The organism is Streptomyces sp. NPDC058279 (genome assembly GCF_042881255.1).
Taxonomy (GTDB): Bacteria; Actinomycetota; Actinomycetes; order Streptomycetales; family Streptomycetaceae; genus Streptomyces.
Map to the genome: position 1 here is coordinate 341,115 of NZ_JBHVYA010000001.1, position 18,502 is coordinate 359,616.

An 18,502-nucleotide genomic window follows, 5' to 3' on the forward strand; every position below is an offset into this window, starting at 1 on the left:
CGCGGACCACCTTCCCGCCGGGCCCCTCCCACGAGCGAGACGGCACCATGCCCCCGAACCCTCCCGCCACCACCGGCCCCGAGCCGCACCTGCGCCCGGCCGGCCCGCAGACCCTCGGCATCCTGGCCGAACTCATCGCCCAGGAACAGCCGGTGTTCGCGATGCCCTCCTGGTTCGTGACCACGGAGGCCGCCCAAGCCGGCCATCTGATCAGCGAGTTCGTCCGGGAGTTGGGCGTCCGCCCCGCCGATTCCGACTCCGACGCCGACTACCGCAGTTTCTTCGCCAACTCCCGCTACGAGGCCCTGCACGGCGCCGTCAAGCTCCTGCGCCACCGGGCCGCCGCGACATCGGCGACCCACCGGGGTCGCGTCCTGGTCCTGGACCCGGACGGCACGCTCACCCGCCGCGCCGACCCGCTCGGCGAAGGCCCCGACCGCGCCCTCGTCCCCGGCCTCCTGAGCCACGCCACCGTCGCCGAACTGGGCGCGGCCCTGCGCGACACGGCCGTGTGCGGGCTCCTCGTACGGGCCCCCGAACGGCTCGACCGGAGCGCCCTCGACGCCGTCACGGAACTCGCCCGCCGCGCCCGGGCCACCGGGGCCCGGATCGCGGTGGACCTCAGCGACATCGCCCCCGACAGCCCGGCCGTCCCCGCCGTCAGCGCCCTGCGCCCCGACCTCGTCGTCCTCGGCGAGTCCCTGACGGGCCACGAGGTCCCCTTCGGCGCCTTCACCGGCACCCACGACACGTTCGCGCCGTGGACCACGCCGAAGACCGGCTTCCTGCACTCCAACACCTACGGCGGCAACACCGTCGCGATGCGCGCCGTCATCGCGCGGCTGCTGCCCCGCTGGGACGCAGGTGCCCCCGTGCACCGCCGGCTCGCCGAGGCCGCCGCCGACCGCCGGGCCACCCTCGACCTCTACGCCCGGCACGTGAACCCGATGACGGTCCGCATGCACCGCAAACTGCACGGCGCGCTGAACGTCGTACGTGCCAAGGGCTCCCGGCTCACCGTCCGCCTCGACTCCGGCCGCGAACTGGACCTGGTGGACGGGTTGTGCGGGGCCGGGCTCGGCGTGGCCGGCCACAACCCCACCGACGCGCTGACCGAGGTCGTACGCCGCCACGACCCCGCCCGCGACCACGTCCGCGAGTTGGAAGGGGTCCTGGCCGAAGAGACCGGTCTGCCCCGCGCCTTCCCCGCCGTCAGCGGAGCCTCCGCGGTGGAGAGCGCGCTCACCCTGGCCCGCCTCGCCCGCCCCCGGCAGCGGCGGATCGTCGTCTTCAAGCACAACTACGGCGGCAAGACGCTCGTCTCGCTGCTGGCCACCGCCGCCGAGCGTACGCGCGCCCCCTTCGGGCCCCTCTACGACGACATCCGCTACATCGACCCCTTTACCCCGCACGCGGTGGACGAGTTCCGCGCGGAGGTGGCCGGCGGCGCCGTCGCACTGGTGTGGATCGAGCTGGTCCACGGCAGCTCCGACGCCTACGCGCCGATCCCGGGGCCGCTCCTGGACGCCGTCACCGAGGGCCGGACCGCCCACGGCTACCTCATCGGCGTGGACGAGGTCCTGACGTCGTACTACCGCTGTGGCACCCGCTTCGCCCACCACGGCCGGCTCCCCCACGTCGACCTCATGAGCCTGTCCAAGGCGCTGAGCTACGGCTGCTTCCCGACCGGCGCCGCCCTCGTCTCCCAGGAGGTGTACGACGCCGCCCGCGCGACCAACCCGCGGCTGGTCGAGGAGCTGCGCACCCACCACGCCCACGCGCTGGGCGCGCACTTCGCCCTTCAGGCCATCGCCCAGGTAGACGCGCTCGGTCTGCCCGAACACGTCCGGGCCCTGTCCCGGACGGTGCGCACCGGGCTCGCCGCCCTGGACGCCGGCCCGCGCGGCGTCGTCGGCCGCCGCTTCGCCGAGGGCCTGCTGGGCAGGCTGGAGCCCCGGGTGCCCGGGCCGCTCGGCCGCTTCGTCGATCCGGAGGGCGAGTGGATGACGTACGCGCTCATCGTGTGGTGGATCACCCGCGCCCGCGCCTTCGTCGTCTACGACGTCTTCCTGCTGCCGCTGACCGCGACGGAGCGGGAGATCCGCCAGGTCATGCTCGGCGCCCGCCGGCTCTCCCGCACCGGGCCGGTCCGCCTGCTGGGCCGGGCGGCGCTGTTCCGCCTCGGGCAACGCCTGTCCCGGCGGCCGGCCCCGCGCCCGTCCCGCATGCCCGCGAAACCGAGGAGCACGACATGAGCACGCAGAACGTCGAAGTGATCCGCCGGTTCTTCCGGCTCTTCGAAGAGGGTCGGCTGGGTGACATCGAGCCGCTGCTGGCCCCGGACTTCGAGTGGGTCTACCACGGCCCCGCCTCGCTGCCCTGGGCCGGTGTGTACCGCGGTGTCGCGGGCTTCCGGGAGTTCTTCGCCGTCGTCCGCGAGCTGATCGAGGTGCAGGAATGCACGGCGTACGACTACCTGGACGCCGGGGACCGGGTCGTCGTGCTGGGCCTGAGCCGGACCCTGGTCCTGGCCAACGGCGCGCGCTACGAGGCCCAGTGGATGAACGTCTTCACCGTCCGGGACGGGCTCATCTCGCGGTACCTGGACCTCTACGACACCGCCGCCGTCGTCGAGGCCCTGGAACGCGCGCCGCTGGAGGTGACCTCGACGCCGTGAACGCTCCCGCCACCTCCCCCGGCGCCACCTCGCTCGGCGCGGCCTTCACCACCGTGGCCCGGGCCCATCCCCACCGCATCGCCCTCGTCCACGGCGACCTCCGGATCGGTTACCGCGAGCTCGCGGCCCGGGCCGCCGCGGTCGCGCGCCGACTCGACGGCCGGGCGGCCCCCGACGAGCCCATCGGGATATGCGCCGGACGCTCGGTCGGCACGATCGCCACTTTGCTCGGAACGGTGCTGGCCGGGGCCGCGTACCTGCCGCTCGACCCCGACGCTCCCGACGAGCGGATCCGCGCCCTCGTCGCCGACAGCCTCCTGCGCACGGTGTTCGCCGCCGAGCGGGACGTCCCGCGCCTGCGGGCCGTGCTGCCGTCCGGTGTGACGGTGCTGCCCGTCGAGGAGCACGCGCCGGAGCCCGGCGCGCAGCCCCCGTACGCCGTACCGGCAATGGGCTCGGGGCAGGGCCCGGACTCCCTGGCGTACGTCATCCACACCTCGGGCAGCACCGGCACGCCCAAGGGCGTCCAGGTCGCACACCGCTCGGTCCTCGCGCTGGCGCACGCCCCGGAGGCCGGGCTCGGCCCCGCCGACGTCGTCCTGCAACTCGCCCCGCTCCACGTGGACCCGTCGGTCTTCGAGATCTGGGGGGCGCTGCTGAACGGCGCACGGCTCGTCCTGCCGCGGGCCGAACGGCCCGGCGTGCACGAGATCGGTCGGGAATGCGCCCGGCACGGGGTGAGCGTGCTCCGGCTCGCCGCACCCCTGTTCCGGCTGGCGATGGAGCACATCACGGCCGATCTGCGCGGGCTGCGGCTCTGCGTTTCCGGCGGCGACCGGGCCGATGTCCACGCGGTGCGCACCGCCCTGCGCGAGCTGCCCGGTTGCCGGATCGTCAACGGCTACGGTCCGACGGAGACCACCGTCTACGCGTGCTGGCAGATACTGGACGGGCCGGAGGACTGGGACGGCGGCCTGCGGGAGGTGCCGATCGGCCGCCCGTTCGGCGGTGCCACCGCCCACGTGCTGCGCCCGGACCGCACTCCGGTCGCGCCCGGCGAGGCGGGAGAGCTCTGCGTCGGCGGCCCCGGCGTGGCCCGCGGCTACCTCGGCCGGCCCGGGCTGACGGCCGAGCGTTTCATCCCCGAGCCCGGCCGGCCCGGCCGCACCGCCTATCTGACGGGCGACCGGGTACGGGTGCTGCCCGGCGGTGAACTCGCCTTCCTCGGGCGGTTCGACGACCAGGTCAAGATCCGCGGCCACCGGGTCGAACCCGTGGAGACCGAACGGGCGCTGCTGGACCACCCGGCGGTTCGGGAGGCCGTCGCGGTCCCGTACGGCACCGCGGACAGTCGTCGGCTGGCGGCCTTCGTGGTCTTGGCGCCGGACAGTGCGCTCCAGGGCGACGGCCGGGGCGTCCTCGCCGCGCATGCCGCCCGGCGCCTGGCCGCACCGGCGGTACCCGCGGTAGTCACCGTCCTGACGGCGCTGCCCACCACCGCCAACGGCAAGCCGGACCGCCGGCGGCTCGCCGCCCTCGCGGAGCAGGCGGCCCGCGGAACCGAGGCGGCGGCCCGCGACACGGAGGCCCGCCGGGCGCCGGGCGGTGGCGCCCGACAGGCCGTCACCGCGCACTGGGAAGCCGTGCTCGGCAAGGCCGCCGGCCCGGACGCCGACTTCTTCGCCGCGGGCGGCGACTCCCTGTCCGCCATGGCGATCCTGGCCCGTCTGGAACGCGACCAGGGCGTGGCCCTGACGCTCGCCGATCTCTTCGAGGCCCGGACGATCCGGGCCCTGACCGCCCGGGTGGCCGCCGCGACGGAGGCGTCCGTAGCCACTGCCGAATGGGCCGTCGCCCCGGCGGTGCCCGCGCGGGCCGACACCGATTGGCTGCCGCTGTCGGCCGGACAGGAGGGGATCTGGTTCGAGCAGGAGGCCGCCGGAAGCCCGGCGCGTTACGTCATCTCCCGTGCCTTCCTCATCGAGGGGCCGTTGCACCTCGCACGGCTCCGGGAGGCGCTCGACCGGCTGGGACGGCGGCAGGCCGCCCTGCGGACCGTGGTGCGCCGCGACGCCGACGGCTGGCGACAGCGCCTGTCCGCCGACCCGGGCGCCACGATGCGCCACCTCGACCTCACCGGCATCCCGACCGAGGACCGTGAGACCCGGGCCCGCGTCCTCGTCGCCGAGGAGACGGCCGCCGACCCGGTCCCCGAGGGCACCCCGCTGCTGCGCTCCCTGGTACTCACCCTCGGCCACGACCGCGCCCTGGTCCACTTCGCCATCCACCACGCCATCGCCGACGACTGGTCCCTTGACCTCTTCCTCGCCGAACTGTCCACCCTGTATGCGGACCCGGACACCCGCGACGCCGACGCCCTGCCGCCGCTTCGCCCGACCTACCCCGACCACCTGCGTCGCGCCCTCGCCCCGCCGCCCGAACTGCTGACTTCCGCTACGGAGTTCTGGCGCGGTGCGCTCGACGGCGGCGCGGCGGCCCTCGACCTCGTCACCGACCGACCGCGGCCGGCGGTGCTCAGCGGCGCCGGCGACCGGGTGCGGCTGCGGATCGGTCCCGAGCAGTGCGCCCGCCAGGCGGAGGCCGCCCGCCGGCACGGCGTCAGCCCGTACATGCTGTGCCTGGCCGGGGTCTACACCGTCCTGGCCGCGCACGCCGAACGCGACACCCTGACCCTGGGCACCCTCACCGCCGGCCGGAATCGGGCGGGCGCGCAGCACCTCATCGGCTGTTTCGTCAACCTGCTGCCCGTGCGCGTCGAGGCGGACGCCACCACCACCGTCGCCACCCTGCTCGGTCGGATCCGGGCCGCCTGTACCCGGGCCCTGCGCCACCAGGACGTGCCCTTCCAGACGGTGGGACGGGAACTGGCGCCGGCCACCGCCGCGCGCGCCGCCGTACCGTTCCAGGCCGTCGTCAACTACCGTCAACGACACGCGCGTTCGCTGGACCTGCCCGACGCGCGGGTGGCCCCGTGGGAGACCGGGGACCGCGACACCGCCACATTCGAGCTGGCCTTCACCTTCCAGGAGGTGGGCGACTGTCTCGATGTCGAGGTGGAGTTCAGCACCGACCTCTACCGTCGTGTCACGGCCCGGAGGCTCGCGGGCCAGGTGGCCGCCGTGCTCGACCGCCTCACGGACGGCGACCCGACCCTCCGGGACGTGACGCTGTTCGAGCCGGGAGAGTACGAGCGCCTGTGCCGCGGGCCGGAACCGGCGCCGGAGGGCACCGACACCACCCTCACCGCCCTCGTCGCCCGGCAGGCCGCCCTCCGCCCGCACAAGACCGCGGTGGTCGGGCCGGGCACCAGCCTCACCTACGCGGAACTCGACCGCCTTTCCGACACCGTGGCCGCCCGCCTGAGCGCCCGGGGCATCCGGCCCGGCCACCACGTCGCCGTGTGCCTGGAGCGGTCCCCGCTGCTCGTCACCACCCTCCTCGGGGTCCTGAAGACCGGCGCCGCCTACGTCCCGCTCGATCCGGCGTACCCCGCCGAGCGGCTGCGCCACTGCGTCGCGGACGCCGGCGCCGGCGCGCTGGTCTGTGCCAAGGACACCGCCGACACGCTGTTCCCGCACGGCCCGAACCCTCGGCCCGGACCGCCCGTCCTGGACGTCGAGGCGCTCACCGCCCCCGGTGCGGCGACCGGTCCGGCGTCCGCGCCGGCCGATCCCGGTGCGGCGGCGTACCTCATCTACACCTCCGGCAGCACGGGCCGGCCCCGTGGCGTCGGCGTCCCGCACCGGGCGGTCGCCAACACCCTGCTCGGCTGCCTCGCCCGGCACCCGTTCACCGCCGCCGACGTCTGGCTCCAGTTGACCTCGCCCGGCTTCGACGTGGCCGCCTTCGAGCAGTTCATGCCGCTGGTCAGCGGCGCCACCCTGGTCTACGCGGACGACGCGACCCGGACCGACCGCGACGCCCTCACCCGTACCCTGCGCGCCGCCGGGGTGACCGTCATGGTGACCGTCCCCTCCCTGTTGCGCGCCCTGGACCGGCCCGATCTGGCCTCCGTACGCGTCCTCCTCGTCGCCGGCGAACCCGCGGACCTGCACGACACCCGCCATTTCGCCCGGGACCGGGTCGTCATCAACGGATACGGCCCCACCGAGGCGGCGATCCTCGCGACGACGCACCAGGCGCTTCCCGACGACAGCGGAGCCCGGGTCCCGGTCGGCAGCGCCCTGCCCGGTACGGCCGCCCACGTCGTCGACCGTCACGGACGGCTCAGCGCCACCGGCGTACCCGGCGAACTGTGGCTGTCGGGCGCCGGGCTCGGCGCCGGCTACCACAACGATCCCGCGCAGACGGACCGGCTGTTCACCGCCCATCCCGCGCTCGGTCACGCCGGGCGGTGCTACCGCACGGGAGACCGGGTACGGAGGCTGCCCGACGGCGCCATCGACTACCTCGGGCGGCTCGACCACCAGATCAAGCTGCGCGGATTCCGCATCGAGCTCGGGGAGATCGAGGCCGCCCTCGCCCGACACCCCGAGGTTCGGGAAGCCGTCGCGGTGCTCCTCGGCGCCGGACCCGACGCCGAACTCGCCGTGGGCTACGTGGGGCGGGCCACGCCGCACGAGGCCCGCGCCCACCTGACCCGGCTGCTGCCCGACCACATGGTGCCGCGCCTGGCCGTCGCCCTCCCCGCCCTGCCGACCGGCAGCCACGGCAAGGCGGACCGCCCGGCGCTCGCGGCCCGACTGGCCGTGCTCAGGCGGCAGCCGCGGCCCGCCGGCGCCTCCGCCCCGGACGGCCCGGCGAACGACACCGAGCGGCGGCTGGCGGCCCTGTGGGCCGAGATCCTGGGCGGCCCCGCGGGCTCCCCGGAGGACGACTTCTTCGCGCTCGGGGGGCACTCCCTGCGGGTCGTCCGGCTTCTCGGCCGCATCGAGCGCGAGTACGGCATCCGGATCGCCGTCGCCGACTTCCTCGCCGCGCCGACCCTGCGCGCGGTGGCCCACCGGCTGCGGGGAGCCGTCCCGGCGGCCACACCGGTGGGCCCCGAGGACGCGCCCCTCCCTACCGGCGTGGTCTTCACCGCCCGGCCCGGCCCGCCCCACCCCCACGACCGCGTCCTGCTCACCGGGGGCACCGGATTCGTCGGCTCCCATGTACTGGCGGAACTGTTGGACCGCGCCACGGGCCCGATCCTGTGCCTGGTCCGGGCCGCCGACCCCGAGGCCGCCCGCGCCCGGCTGACCGCCGCCCTGCGCCGCCACGGGCTGCGCCACGACCCGGCGGACCCTCGGATCGTCGCCGTCCCCGGCGACCTCTCCCTGCCCGGCCTCGGCCTGGAGGGCACCCGGTGGCACGACGAGGTCCGCGGAGCGGGCACCGTCCTGCACGTGGGCGCCGAGGTCCACCACCTGTCCGGCTACCAGCACCTGGCGGACGCCAACGTCCGCGGCACCGCGGAACTCCTGCGGATCTGCGCGGAGGGACGACCGGCCCGCTTCCACCACATCTCCACCCTCGGGGTGTTCCGGGACGGCCCCCACGGCGCACCACCGCGCACCATCACCGAGGCCACCTCGGCGGCCGGTGAACGGCACCCGCGCGGCCGCGGCTACGCGGCGGCCAAATGGGCCGCGGAACACCTCGTGGCCCAGGCCCTCGACCGGGGCGCCGACGCGCGGATCTACCGGCTCGGCCGGGCCGGCGGGAGCACGACGGGAGCCGTCAGCCACGACGACTTCCTCAGCCGCCTGCTGCTCACCTCCACTGCCCTGGGCTGCCATCCCGACGACCCGCGGCTGGCCACGGACGCACTGCCCGTGGACACCATGGCCCGCGCCCTGGTGGCCTTGGCCCTCGCCGAAGGCGAGCCGGGCGCCGTCCACCACCTGCACCATCCGCGGCGCACCCCGCTGTCGGAGCTGGTCGCCGTGTACGACCGGCGCACCGGCCGGACCACCCGCGCCGTCCCCCTCGACGCGTGGCTGTGCCGCATGGACGAGGCCGTGGCCGCCGGCGCCGCCCTGCCCGCGCTGGCATACCGCGAGCACCTGCGGGACCTCCGCGACAACCCGGGCGCGGGCCGCCTCGACCACCGCAACGACACCACCCTCGCCGCCCTGCGCGCCCTCGGCATCACCGCGCCCGCCTTGGACGACGCCCTGGTCGGCGGCTGGTGGCAGAACCTCGACCGGAGCGCCCATGACGACTGACCCGAAGACCGACCCGAAGACCGACGCCAAGACCGGCTCGACGACCGGGCTGCGGTACCCCATGGACCGGCAGTGTCCGTTCGCCCCGCCCCGGGAGGTCACCGCCGTCCGGGACGCGGGCGCCGTGCCCCGGGTGACGCTGTGGAACGGCGTCCGGCCCTGGCTGTTCACCCGTTTCGAGGACGCCCGCGCCGTCCTGTCCGACCCGCGGTTCAGCGCCGACAAGAGCCGCCCCGGCTACCCGCTGTCCAGCGCCGTCGCCCTCGCCGAGACGGCCGTGGAACCGACGCTGCTGGTCATGGACAACCCGCGGCACGACGCCGTACGACGCCTCGTCCTGGGCGAGTTCACCGTCAAGGCGGCCGAGCGGTGGCGGCCCGCCGTGCGCGCCGTCGTCGACGGGTGTCTCGACGGGATGCTGCGCGGCACCGAGGCCGACCTGGTGGCCGACCTGGCGCTGCCCGTCGCGCTCACCGTCATCTGCGAGTTCCTCGGCGTGCCCTTCGAGGACCGCGAGTTCTTCCGCGACCTGACCCACACCATGAACGTGGTGGCGGGCAGCACCGAGAGCGCCGCCGCGGCCCGCCAGTCACTTCAGGACTACCTGGAGGAACTGGTGACCGCCCGCGCACTGCGCCCGACGGACGACTTCATCGGTCGGATGGCGGCCCGGCACCTGCCCGACGGGTCCATGACCTGCCGCGGGCTGGCCGCGATGGCACTGCTCCTGCTCACCGCGGGACACGACACCACCGCCAACATGATCTCCCTGGGCGTGCTGACCCTGCTGCGCCACCCCGCGCACTTCGCCGCCCTCCGCGCCGGCGAGGACCCCGTACTCCTCGCCGCGACCGTCGAGGAGATGCTGCGCCACCTCACCGTCGTCCAACGCGGCATCCGCCGGATCGCCGTCGAGGACGTCGAGGTCGGCGGCCATCTGGTCCGGGCCGGGGAGGGTGTGGTCGCCGCGATCAACGTCGCCAACAGAGACCCGGAACGCTTCCCGGCCGGCGAGGAGTTCGCCCCCTCGGCCCACGCCCGGGGGCACCTCGCCTTCGGGTTCGGATCCCACCAGTGCATGGGCCAGTCGCTGGCCCGGGTGGAACTCCAGGAGGTCTATGCCGCCGTGGCACGCCGGATTCCGACGCTGCGCACCGCCGTGCCCGTCGAGGAGATCCGCTTCAAGTCCGACATGGCCGTCTACGGGGTCCACGCGTTGCCCGTGACCTGGTGAGGCCCCGGCCCCCTTGCCGGCAACCGCCCTCCCCCGCCCCCGGTCCCCCTCCCTTTTGTCCCGTGCCCCCATGTCCCTGTGCCCCGAAGGAGCCGACCCCGTGAAGGTCACCCTCGATCCCGAGCGCTGCGTCGGCGCCGGCCACTGCGTGCTGTCCGCCCCCGAGGTCTTCGACCAGGACGAGAGCGACGGCATCGTCCTCTTGCTGGACCCCGAACCGGCAGCGTCCCTGGCCGATTCGGTCCACGAGGCCGCCGACCTGTGTCCCGCCCGGGCCATCCTCGTCGCCGGGCCCGACGGACGGACGGCATGAGCCCCGGCCTGCTGGCCGCCCTGCGCTCCGCCGTGGGCGACGGCGCACTGATCACCTCCGCGGCGGCCACCGCCGGGTACGCGCACGACATGATGCCGCTCGCCCCGTACGGCCGGCCGCTCGCGGTCGTCCTGCCCACTTCGACCGATCAGGTCCGGGCCTGCGTGCGGGCCTGCGCGGCGGCCGGCGTCCCGATCGTGCCCCGCGGCGCCGGCACCGGGCTGACCGGGGCCGCCAACGCCGTCGACGGCTGCGTCGTCCTGGCCACCACCAGGATGAACCGCATCCTCGAACTCGACCCCGACAACCGGCTCGCGGTCGTGGAACCCGGCGTCGTCAACCAGGATTTGAAGACGGCCGCCTCCGGCCACGGCCTGTTCTACCCGCCCGACCCGTCCAGCCTCGACACCTGCACCCTCGGCGGCAACCTCGCGACCAACGCCGGCGGCCTGTGCTGCGGCAAGTACGGGGTCACCGGCGACTACGTCCTGGGCCTGGAAGCCGTCCTCGCCGACGGTTCCCTGCTGCGGACCGGCCGCCGCACCGTCAAGGGCGTCGCCGGCTACGACCTCACCCGCCTCCTCGTCGGCAGCGAGGGCACGCTCGGCGTCATCACGCGGGCCACCCTCGCGCTGCGCCCACTGCCCGCCGCGCCCGGCACCGTCATCGCCGCCTTCGACTCGGTGGCCCGGGCGGGCGCCAGCGTCAACCGGGTCGTACGGGCCGGCCTGGTGCCCTCCCTCATGGAGATCATGGACGCGACCTCGCTGCGGGCCTCCTCCGCCTACCTCGGCACCGACCTGACCGGCCCGGGGGACCAGACCCTGCTGCTGTGCCAGTCCGATGCGCCGGGAGCCGCGCGCGAGGCCGAACTCGCCCAACTCGAGAGGCTGTTCCGAGAGGCCGGCGCCGCCTACACGCACGCCACGCAGGACGCGGCGGAGGGCGCCCTGCTGTTGCGCGCCCGCCGGGTGAGCCTCGCCGCCCTGGAGGCCCGGGGCGCCTGCATGACCGAGGACGTCGCCGTGCCCCGTACCCGCATCGCCGAACTCATCGAAGGCTGCACGCGGATAGGCGAGGACGCCGGACTGACGGTCGCGGTCGTGGGCCACGCCGGTGACGGCAACATGCACCCCACCGTCCTCTACGACCGCTCCAGCACCGACCAGTACGCACGCGCCCGCGTGGCCTTCGATGCGATCCTCGCCCTCGCCCTCTCCCTCGGCGGGACGATCACCGGCGAACACGGCGTCGGCAAACTCAAACAGAAATGGCTGGAGCGGGAGTTGGGTCCGGTGGGCCTGCGCGTGCACCGCGCGGTCAAGGACACCCTCGACCCGGCAGGTCTGTTCAACCCCGGAGGCATGCTGACGCGACGGGCGGCGGCCGGGGCCCACCGTGATAGCTGAGACCTGGCGGACGGTGGCCGGGCTCGCACCACCCCTGCGCACGCTGTTCCTGACCACCCTGGTCTTCCGCACCGGCACCATGGCCTACCCCTTCCTCACCCCCCACCTCCTGCGCGGCGGCGGACTGGACGCGGCGTCCGCCGGCCTGACCGTCACCGCCTTCGGCGTGGGCGCCCTGGTCGCCGACCTCGCCGCCGGCCGGCTCCTCGGCCGGCTGCACCCGCACGCCCTGATGCGGGGCGGGTTCCTGCTGGGCGCCGCCGCGGTCGCGGTGGTACCGCTGCTGCGCGGCCTACCGGCGCTCGTCGCGGGGGTGTCGGTGTGGGGGTTCGCGTACGAGATCGTCACCCCCGCCGCGTACGCGGCGACCATCGCCGGATCACGGCCCGAGCAGCGCAAGGTCGCCTTCTCCTGCTACCGCCTCGCGATCAACCTCGGTCTGGCCGCCGGCCCCCTGATCGGCGCGCTGGTCTTCGCGATCGACTCGTACGCCGTGTTCTGGACCAACGCCTTGTGCGTGCTGGCGGCCGCCGGCTTGCTGCACGCCCGCTCCCGCTCGGACGCGCGGTCCCACCACGGTCCGGCCGAACGGGAGGACGACGGACCGGGTGGGCGGCAGGACAACCTCCGGGGTGGGCGCAGCCGGGTCCGGGACCGGCTGACACTGCCCCAACGCAGCCGTTTCTGGACGGTGTTCGGCCTTTCGCTGCCCATCCAACTCGCCTACGCCCTGCCCTCCGTCTTCGCCGCCTGGTACGTCATCGTCGGGCTCGGCCTGCCCGGCTACTGGGCCGGCGCCGTCTTCACGGTCAACGCCCTCGGGATCGTCCTCTTCGAAGTCCCACTCAACGTCCGGATGGCACGCGTCGGAGACCTGGCGACCCTGGTGACCGGATACGCGCTGGCCGGCGGGGGCTTCCTGCTGATGGCCCTGGCGACCACCGGGCCGGCGCTGGTCCTCGCCACCCTCGTGTGGACAGCCGGGGAGATCGTCGTCTTCCCCGGCCTGCTCGACTACGTCAGCCGACTCTCCGGTCCCGCGGCCGACCGGACCATGGGCCTGTACTCCGGCGGCGTCAACCTGGCCTTCATCGTCGCCCCGCAACTCGCCCTGCACCTCACCGGCCCCGGCCACCCGGGAACCCCGTGGGCGGTCGCCGGAGCGGCGGTCTGCGCCGCCTGCCTGCTGCTCCTCGCCGCCCGCACCCACCCGTACACCTGGCACAAGGAGAAACCGTGCACAAGCGCGACCTGACCCCCTCCATCGGCGTCGAATACACCGGCCTCTCCCACGACGAGCTGGCCCGCCCCGAGATCTTCGACGACATCGTCGCCTCCCTGCACCGACGCGACCTCGTCGTCGTCCGCGGCATCGACCTCACCCCGCGGCAGCAGATCGACCTCGCCGCCCGCATCGGCCGCCCCGTCCCCTTCCTGCTGGCCGACTGGCGCCACCCCGAGTTCGCCGAGATCCTCGTCTCCTCGAACGAACGGAAGGCCGGCCGGCCGGTCGGGATCGAGCGCGTCGGCCATTTCTGGCACCAGGACTCGTCCTTCGATGCCGACCCGTCCGCCTACACGGTGCTGCACGGCGTCAACGTGCCCCAGGACTGCGGCCACACCGTCTTCGCCGCCGCCGCCGACGTGTACGACCGGCTGCCGCAAGAGTGGAAGGAACTGCTCGACGACCGCGTCGGGTTGCACACCCTCACCAAGCAGCAACGCATCGCCCCCGAGCACGTGGGCCTGTCCATCGCCGAGGTACGCGCCCTGGTGGCCCGGCAGTACCCGCCCGTCGAGCATCCCGTGGTCCGCCGCGACCCGCACACCGGCCGTCGCTTCCTGTACGCGGCCCGGGCCTACATGGACCGGGTCGTCGGCCTCGACGCCAACCAGAACGAGGCGTTCTTCGACCTCGTCGACACCCTCCTCGCCGACCCCGACCACACCTACACCCACCGCTGGACCCCCCACGACCTCCTGCTGTGGAAGACCGCCACCACCTACCACGTGGCCACGGACCTGCCGCCCGGCATCCGACGCACCGTCCACCGGGTCAGCGTCGCCGCCGCGTGACCCGACCGGCGCCCTCCCCCGACGCCCTTCCCCATCCACCCGAGGACAGGACCCCCATGCCCCCTCCCGGCAACCACCGGCCCCCCGTCGGCGTGATCGTCGACGGCTACTCGGTCGGCAAGTACCTGCCCGCCGCCTTCGAGCGGCTCGGCGCGGACGTCGTCCACCTCCAGAGCACGCCCGCGTTCCTGGACTCCGTCCCGCCGCCGGACCTGCGCCCGTACCGGGCCAACGTGGTGCAGGACTCCTCCGACCTCGGCCGCACCGCCGCCGAGTTGGCCGCGTACGGTCCCTGCGGCGTGCTGCCCGGCCAGGAGACCGGCGTCCCGCCGGCCGACCGGATGGCCGAACTGCTGGGCGTGCCCGGCAACCCCTCGGCGACCTCCGCGCTGCGCCGCGACAAGTACCACATGATCGAGGCGCTGCGCGCCGCCGGCATCCGGTGCGCGGACCAGCTCAAGTCCGACGACCTCGACGAAGTGCTCGCCTGGGCGCGGACCACCGGGTATCCGGTGGTCGTCAAACCGCTCAGCTCGGCCTCGACCGACATGGTCTCCGTCTGCCACGATCCGGACGCGGTGCGCGCCGGGGTCGGGGAGATCCTCGGCAGCCACGACATCTTCGGCCGCCACAACACCGAAGTCCTCGTGCAGTCGTTCCTGGACGGCACCGAGTACATCGTGGACATCGTCAGGGTCCCGGGCGCCGGACGGCGCGTGTGCGGCGTCTGGCGCTACGAGAAGACTCTCATCGGGTCCCGGCCGGTGTACGACCGCGATGTGCTGCTCGACCCCGACGCGCCGCAGGTCGCGCCCCTCGTCGCGTACCTGGACACCGTTCTGGACGCGCTGGGCATCCGTTTCGGCGCGGCCCACGCCGAGATCATGCTGACGGCCGCCGGGCCCGTACTCGTCGAGGTGGGCGCACGGTTGGACGGCCTCATGGACCCGGGCCACCACGACTCCTGCCTGGACGGGAACCAGGCCGATCTGCTCGCGCTGGCCTGTGTACGTCCGGAGGAGTTCGCGCGCAGGTACCCCGGCGACACCCTGTACGACAAGCATCGGGAGGGAATGGTCGTGCACGTACAAACCGGCCGAAGCGGTGTGGTCGAGGCCGTGGACGAGGATGCCCTCGCGCGGATCGGCGCCCTGGAGACGGTGCACCTGGCGACGCCCCGATTGGCCCCCGGCGACCGGATGCGCCCCACCACCGATCTGCTGTCCAGTCCGCTGCGCGTCTTCCTGACCGGGGACAGCCGGGAGGAACTCCTCGCCGACCACCGCCGGATCCGGCGGATGGCCGACGACGTGTTCCTGCTCGCCCCGCACTGACCGCAGGACGGACGACACAGCGCCGTCCGCCGCCCCGCCCGTCACCTCACCCCACCCGCCACCACCGAGGAGCCCGAGGAGCCCCGTGGCCGTTTCGATGCGCGCCGACCTGGCCGCCGTACCCGACTACAACATTCCCGCCGCCGCGCCGGACGCCGTCCGGCTCAACTCCAACGAGAGCCCGCTGCCGCCGCCACCCTCGGTGGTGGAGGCCGTCGCCCGCGCCGCCGTCGACGGCCATCGCTATCCCCAGTGGTTCTCCGACACCCTGGTGGACCGGCTGGCGTCCGGGCTGTCCGTCCCCGCGGGCCGGATCGCCGTCGGCTGCGGATCGACCAGCCTCTGTCGCGACCTGATCCAGGCGTTCTGCGGCCCTGGCGACGAGGTGCTGTGCGCCTGGCGCTCGTTCGACGCCTATCCCGTCTTCGCTCGGGTCGCCGGAGTCCGCGTGTGCACCGTCCCCCTCGACGCGGAACACCGGCACGACCTCGCGGCGATGCTCGAAGCGGTCACCCCGGCCACCCGTGTCGTCTTCGTGTGCAACCCCAACAACCCCACCGGCACGGCGGTACGCAGGCGTGAACTGGTCGACTTCCTCGACCGTCTGCCGGAACGGATCCTGGTCGTACTGGACGAGGCGTACCGGGAGTTCGTGGACGACCCCGACGTGCCGGACGGCGTCGCACTGGCCCGGGAGCGTCCGAACGTGGCCGTGATCCGCACCTTCTCGAAGGCTTACGGACTGGCCGGAGTACGCGTCGGCTACTGCGTGGCCGCACCCGCGGTGGTATCCGCGGTACACAAGGTGTCCGTGCCGTTCGCGGTCAGCGGGCTCGCCCAGGCGGCCGCCCTCGCCGCGCTCGACTGCGCCGACGAGGCCCCCGCCCGCTCGGCGACGGTGGTCCGGGAACGGCGGCGACTGTACGCCAGGCTGGTCCAAGGCGGACATCCGGCGACCCCCTCGCAGGCCAACTTCGTGTGGCTGCCGCTGGCGGAACGGGCCGTCGACTTCGCGGACTTCTGCGCCCGCCACAACGTACTGGTGCGCGCGTTCCCGGGAGACGGGGTGCGCGTGACGGTCGGGCTGCCCGAGGAGAACGACGCCTTCCTCTCCGCGGCCGCCCAGTACCTGGCCCACGTCACCGCTGCCACCCGCACGGGATGAGTCGCGCCCTGGCCCAGCGCCGTGGGCGGGCGGCGGGGCCGGGGCGTCACTGCTGCTCGAAGTGTATCTCCAGCCACGTGAGCAAGGCCGCGAACGCGGGGGTCATGGCGGTGTCCGACTGCTTGAGGACCGTAGGACCGCCGCCGTCCTCCACCGTGATCGTGTAGCTCATGGCATCCATGGCGCGACCGGGTCGGTCCGCCTCGGGCGCCGGTCCGGCGGCGGCCGCCACCAACTCGGCCAGCTCCGCGGCTTCGCGCTCGGGAAGCGAATCCGTGTCCAGCACCTTGGGCGGGACACGGAGGCGGCTCGCCGCCGCCAGCCCGCCGTGTGTCGCCAGAGTCACCTTCATCGCGCGCCACCCTACCGCGAGGTGTCCGCGAAGTCCTGGAACCGGGCCTCGGCGCTGCTTCGTCCGCGAGGGGTGTGCTGTGGTCCGAGTTGTGTCCCCGGCCCTGTGAAATGCAGGGGCCAACCATCTTCGGATTCCGACCTTCTGATACCTCTTCAAGCCATGAAGAAGATCACTCGCCGACAGGCTCTGGGGATAGGTGCCGGGGCGGTCACCGCCCTGGGGCTGACCTCCTGCTCGTCCCCGTCGGCTCCCGCCCCCGCGGCCGGGGCGTCCGGTGCGCCCGGCTCCATACCCACCGCCGGCATCGACGAGACGTACGAAGGGCGTCGGATCCAGATCGCGTTCGGGCCGGGCGGGCACCACGGTGTCGGAGTCCCCACCGTCAAGATCGACGGCAACGAGCTGCACCTGATGGGCAACGCGGACGGCAGCTGGGTCACCGTCGTCAACCACTACCAGACCTTCCCGGACCCGATCTCGGCCGCCCGAGCGGCCATCCGCGAACTCCAGGGCGCCGAACTCGCCCCGTTCGTCGCGAAGGAGGTAGCGCTGTGACCGTTCGCAAGAACCAGGCCACGCTGACCGCCGACGAGAAGCGCGCCTTCGTCAACGCCGTGCTCGAACTGAAGCGGACGGGCGTCTACGACCGGTACGTCAACGCCCACAACTACTACCTCATGACCGACTCGGACTTCGGCAATCGGCTCGGTCACCGCGCGCCGTCCTTCCTGCCCTGGCATCGCCGGTTCCTGCTGGACTTCGAGGCGGCGTTGCAGCGGGTCGACAAGAACGTCTCGCTGCCCTACTGGGACTGGACCGCCGACCGCGAGGCCAACTCGGCCCTGTGGGCGTCCGACTTCATGGGCGGCACCAGGCTGGGCCGGGACGGTCAGGTACTCGACGGGCCCTTCGCGTACTCGGGCGGCAAGTGGGCCGTGACGGTCGGGGTGGACCGGAGGACCTATCTGCGGCGGGTGCTGGGGGCCGGCGTCCCACAGCTGCCGACCAGAGCCGACGTGGAGTCGGTGCTGGCCATGCCGGTCTACGACGCCGCTCCCTGGAACAGCGCGTCGAACGGGTTCCGCAACCACCTGGAGGGTTGGCGCGGAGTCAATCTGCACAACCGGGTCCACGTGTGGGTCGGCGGCCACATGACCTCCGCCGCCTCCCCCAACGACCCGGTGTTCTGGCTCCACCACGCCTACATCGACAAGCTGTGGGCCGAGTGGCAGACCCGCAACCCGAAGTCCGGCTACCAACCCACCGCCACGACGCCGAACGTGATCGACCTGCACGCCACGATGGGCCCCTGGAACAACGTCACCCCGGCCGACATGCTGGACCACCGCAGGTTCTACACCTTCGACAAGCCGTAGGCCCAGCCCGAGCGACCGGCGGCCCCCGCACGGCCGCGGGCCGCCTCATCGGTTGGGCGGCGCCCCGGTGAGGGCGGCGAAGGGAATCACCGTGATTCCGGAGATGTACCAGGTCACCGTCGGTGGCGCACCGGAGGGGAGCGCCTGGTCCCTGCGGGACCTGCGCAAGCAGCTGCGCCGCACGGGTCACTCCGTACAACGCGAAGGCCGGCTCTCCGCCAAAGCCGAGGATCGCCGGGGCGGGGGTCGGGGGGGGGGGGGGGCCCCCGGGCGCCCCCCCCCCCCCGGGGGGGGGGGGGGGGGGGCTTGTGGTGTGGGAGAAGGAACCCGGACGCCCAAAAGACACGGGAAGAGTAAAGCTAAGCGGTGTTG

General features: G+C 73.9%; 13 protein-coding genes. 12 read left to right on the forward strand and 1 reads right to left on the reverse strand.

Annotation, left to right across the window (positions count from 1 at the left end; genetic code table 11):
* The first annotated feature begins 47 nt into the window (after positions 1 to 47).
* From ACFVXJ_RS01640 to hisC, 10 genes are all read left to right on the forward strand, one after another.
* Positions 48 to 2,255: an aminotransferase class III-fold pyridoxal phosphate-dependent enzyme gene (locus tag ACFVXJ_RS01640; RefSeq protein WP_389656888.1), complete on the forward strand. Its 2,208-nt coding sequence runs from the start codon at positions 48 to 50 to the stop codon at positions 2,253 to 2,255.
* Positions 2,252 to 2,677: a nuclear transport factor 2 family protein gene (locus ACFVXJ_RS01645; RefSeq protein WP_389656891.1), complete on the forward strand. Its 426-nt coding sequence runs from the start codon at positions 2,252 to 2,254 to the stop codon at positions 2,675 to 2,677. The genes ACFVXJ_RS01640 and ACFVXJ_RS01645 overlap by 4 nt, the downstream gene beginning before the upstream one ends.
* Positions 2,674 to 8,868: an amino acid adenylation domain-containing protein gene (locus ACFVXJ_RS01650; protein WP_389656894.1), complete on the forward strand. Its 6,195-nt coding sequence runs from the start codon at positions 2,674 to 2,676 to the stop codon at positions 8,866 to 8,868. The genes ACFVXJ_RS01645 and ACFVXJ_RS01650 overlap by 4 nt, the downstream gene beginning before the upstream one ends.
* On the forward strand, positions 8,858 to 10,102 hold the full coding sequence (locus ACFVXJ_RS01655; protein ID WP_389656897.1) for a cytochrome P450: 1,245 nt from the start codon (positions 8,858 to 8,860) through the stop codon (positions 10,100 to 10,102). Before ACFVXJ_RS01650 ends, ACFVXJ_RS01655 begins: the two co-directional genes overlap by 11 nt.
* Before the next feature lie 100 nt (positions 10,103 to 10,202).
* Entirely contained in the window at positions 10,203 to 10,415 is a 213-nt protein-coding gene (locus ACFVXJ_RS01660) for a ferredoxin (protein WP_389656900.1), read from the forward strand.
* The gene (locus ACFVXJ_RS01665) at positions 10,412 to 11,824 is read left to right on the forward strand and encodes an FAD-binding oxidoreductase (RefSeq protein ID WP_389656903.1); all 1,413 of its coding nucleotides are present in this window, start codon (positions 10,412 to 10,414) and stop codon (positions 11,822 to 11,824) included. Before ACFVXJ_RS01660 ends, ACFVXJ_RS01665 begins: the two co-directional genes overlap by 4 nt.
* Positions 11,814 to 13,079, forward strand: a complete 1,266-nt coding sequence (locus ACFVXJ_RS01670; RefSeq protein WP_389656906.1) for an MFS transporter — start codon at positions 11,814 to 11,816, stop codon at positions 13,077 to 13,079. The genes ACFVXJ_RS01665 and ACFVXJ_RS01670 overlap by 11 nt, the downstream gene beginning before the upstream one ends.
* The gene (locus ACFVXJ_RS01675) at positions 13,061 to 13,900 is read left to right on the forward strand and encodes a TauD/TfdA dioxygenase family protein (RefSeq protein WP_389656909.1); all 840 of its coding nucleotides are present in this window, start codon (positions 13,061 to 13,063) and stop codon (positions 13,898 to 13,900) included. Before ACFVXJ_RS01670 ends, ACFVXJ_RS01675 begins: the two co-directional genes overlap by 19 nt.
* A 56-nt stretch (positions 13,901 to 13,956) precedes the next feature.
* The gene (locus tag ACFVXJ_RS01680) at positions 13,957 to 15,234 is read left to right on the forward strand and encodes an ATP-grasp domain-containing protein (RefSeq protein WP_389656912.1); all 1,278 of its coding nucleotides are present in this window, start codon (positions 13,957 to 13,959) and stop codon (positions 15,232 to 15,234) included.
* Between the two features lie 97 nt (positions 15,235 to 15,331).
* Complete coding sequence (gene hisC, locus ACFVXJ_RS01685) at positions 15,332 to 16,399, forward strand: histidinol-phosphate transaminase (protein ID WP_389658559.1); 1,068 nt, start codon at positions 15,332 to 15,334, stop codon at positions 16,397 to 16,399.
* A 46-nt stretch (positions 16,400 to 16,445) separates the two neighbouring features.
* On the opposite strand, the gene ACFVXJ_RS01690 is transcribed toward hisC, so the two are convergent.
* Positions 16,446 to 16,751 (reverse strand): protealysin inhibitor emfourin, encoded by a 306-nt coding sequence (locus ACFVXJ_RS01690; RefSeq protein WP_389656915.1) that lies wholly within the window; start codon positions 16,749 to 16,751, stop codon positions 16,446 to 16,448.
* 162 nt (positions 16,752 to 16,913) lie between these two features.
* Between ACFVXJ_RS01690 and ACFVXJ_RS01695 the strand changes: the two genes are divergently transcribed.
* Together ACFVXJ_RS01695 and ACFVXJ_RS01700 are read left to right on the forward strand one after the other, a co-directional pair.
* Positions 16,914 to 17,309 carry a tyrosinase family oxidase copper chaperone gene (locus ACFVXJ_RS01695; protein WP_389656918.1) on the forward strand — a complete coding sequence of 132 codons (396 nt, stop codon included), beginning with the start codon at positions 16,914 to 16,916 and terminating at the stop codon, positions 17,307 to 17,309.
* Entirely contained in the window at positions 17,306 to 18,130 is an 825-nt protein-coding gene (locus ACFVXJ_RS01700) for a tyrosinase family protein (protein ID WP_389656921.1), read from the forward strand. Before ACFVXJ_RS01695 ends, ACFVXJ_RS01700 begins: the two co-directional genes overlap by 4 nt.
* The last annotated feature ends 372 nt before the right edge of the window (positions 18,131 to 18,502 follow it).

Coding starts and splice junctions, on each gene's coding strand:
- ACFVXJ_RS01640 (WP_389656888.1), top strand. CDS start 48: ATGCCCCCGAACCCTCCCGCCACCACCGGCCCCGAGCCGCACCTGCGC.
- ACFVXJ_RS01645 (WP_389656891.1), top strand. CDS start 2,252: ATGAGCACGCAGAACGTCGAAGTGATCCGCCGGTTCTTCCGGCTCTTC.
- ACFVXJ_RS01655 (WP_389656897.1), top strand. CDS start 8,858: ATGACGACTGACCCGAAGACCGACCCGAAGACCGACGCCAAGACCGGC.
- ACFVXJ_RS01665 (WP_389656903.1), top strand. CDS start 10,412: ATGAGCCCCGGCCTGCTGGCCGCCCTGCGCTCCGCCGTGGGCGACGGC.
- ACFVXJ_RS01680 (WP_389656912.1), top strand. CDS start 13,957: ATGCCCCCTCCCGGCAACCACCGGCCCCCCGTCGGCGTGATCGTCGAC.
- hisC (WP_389658559.1), top strand. CDS start 15,332: ATGCGCGCCGACCTGGCCGCCGTACCCGACTACAACATTCCCGCCGCC.
- ACFVXJ_RS01690 (WP_389656915.1), bottom strand. CDS start 16,751: ATGAAGGTGACTCTGGCGACACACGGCGGGCTGGCGGCGGCGAGCCGC.
- ACFVXJ_RS01695 (WP_389656918.1), top strand. CDS start 16,914: ATGAAGAAGATCACTCGCCGACAGGCTCTGGGGATAGGTGCCGGGGCG.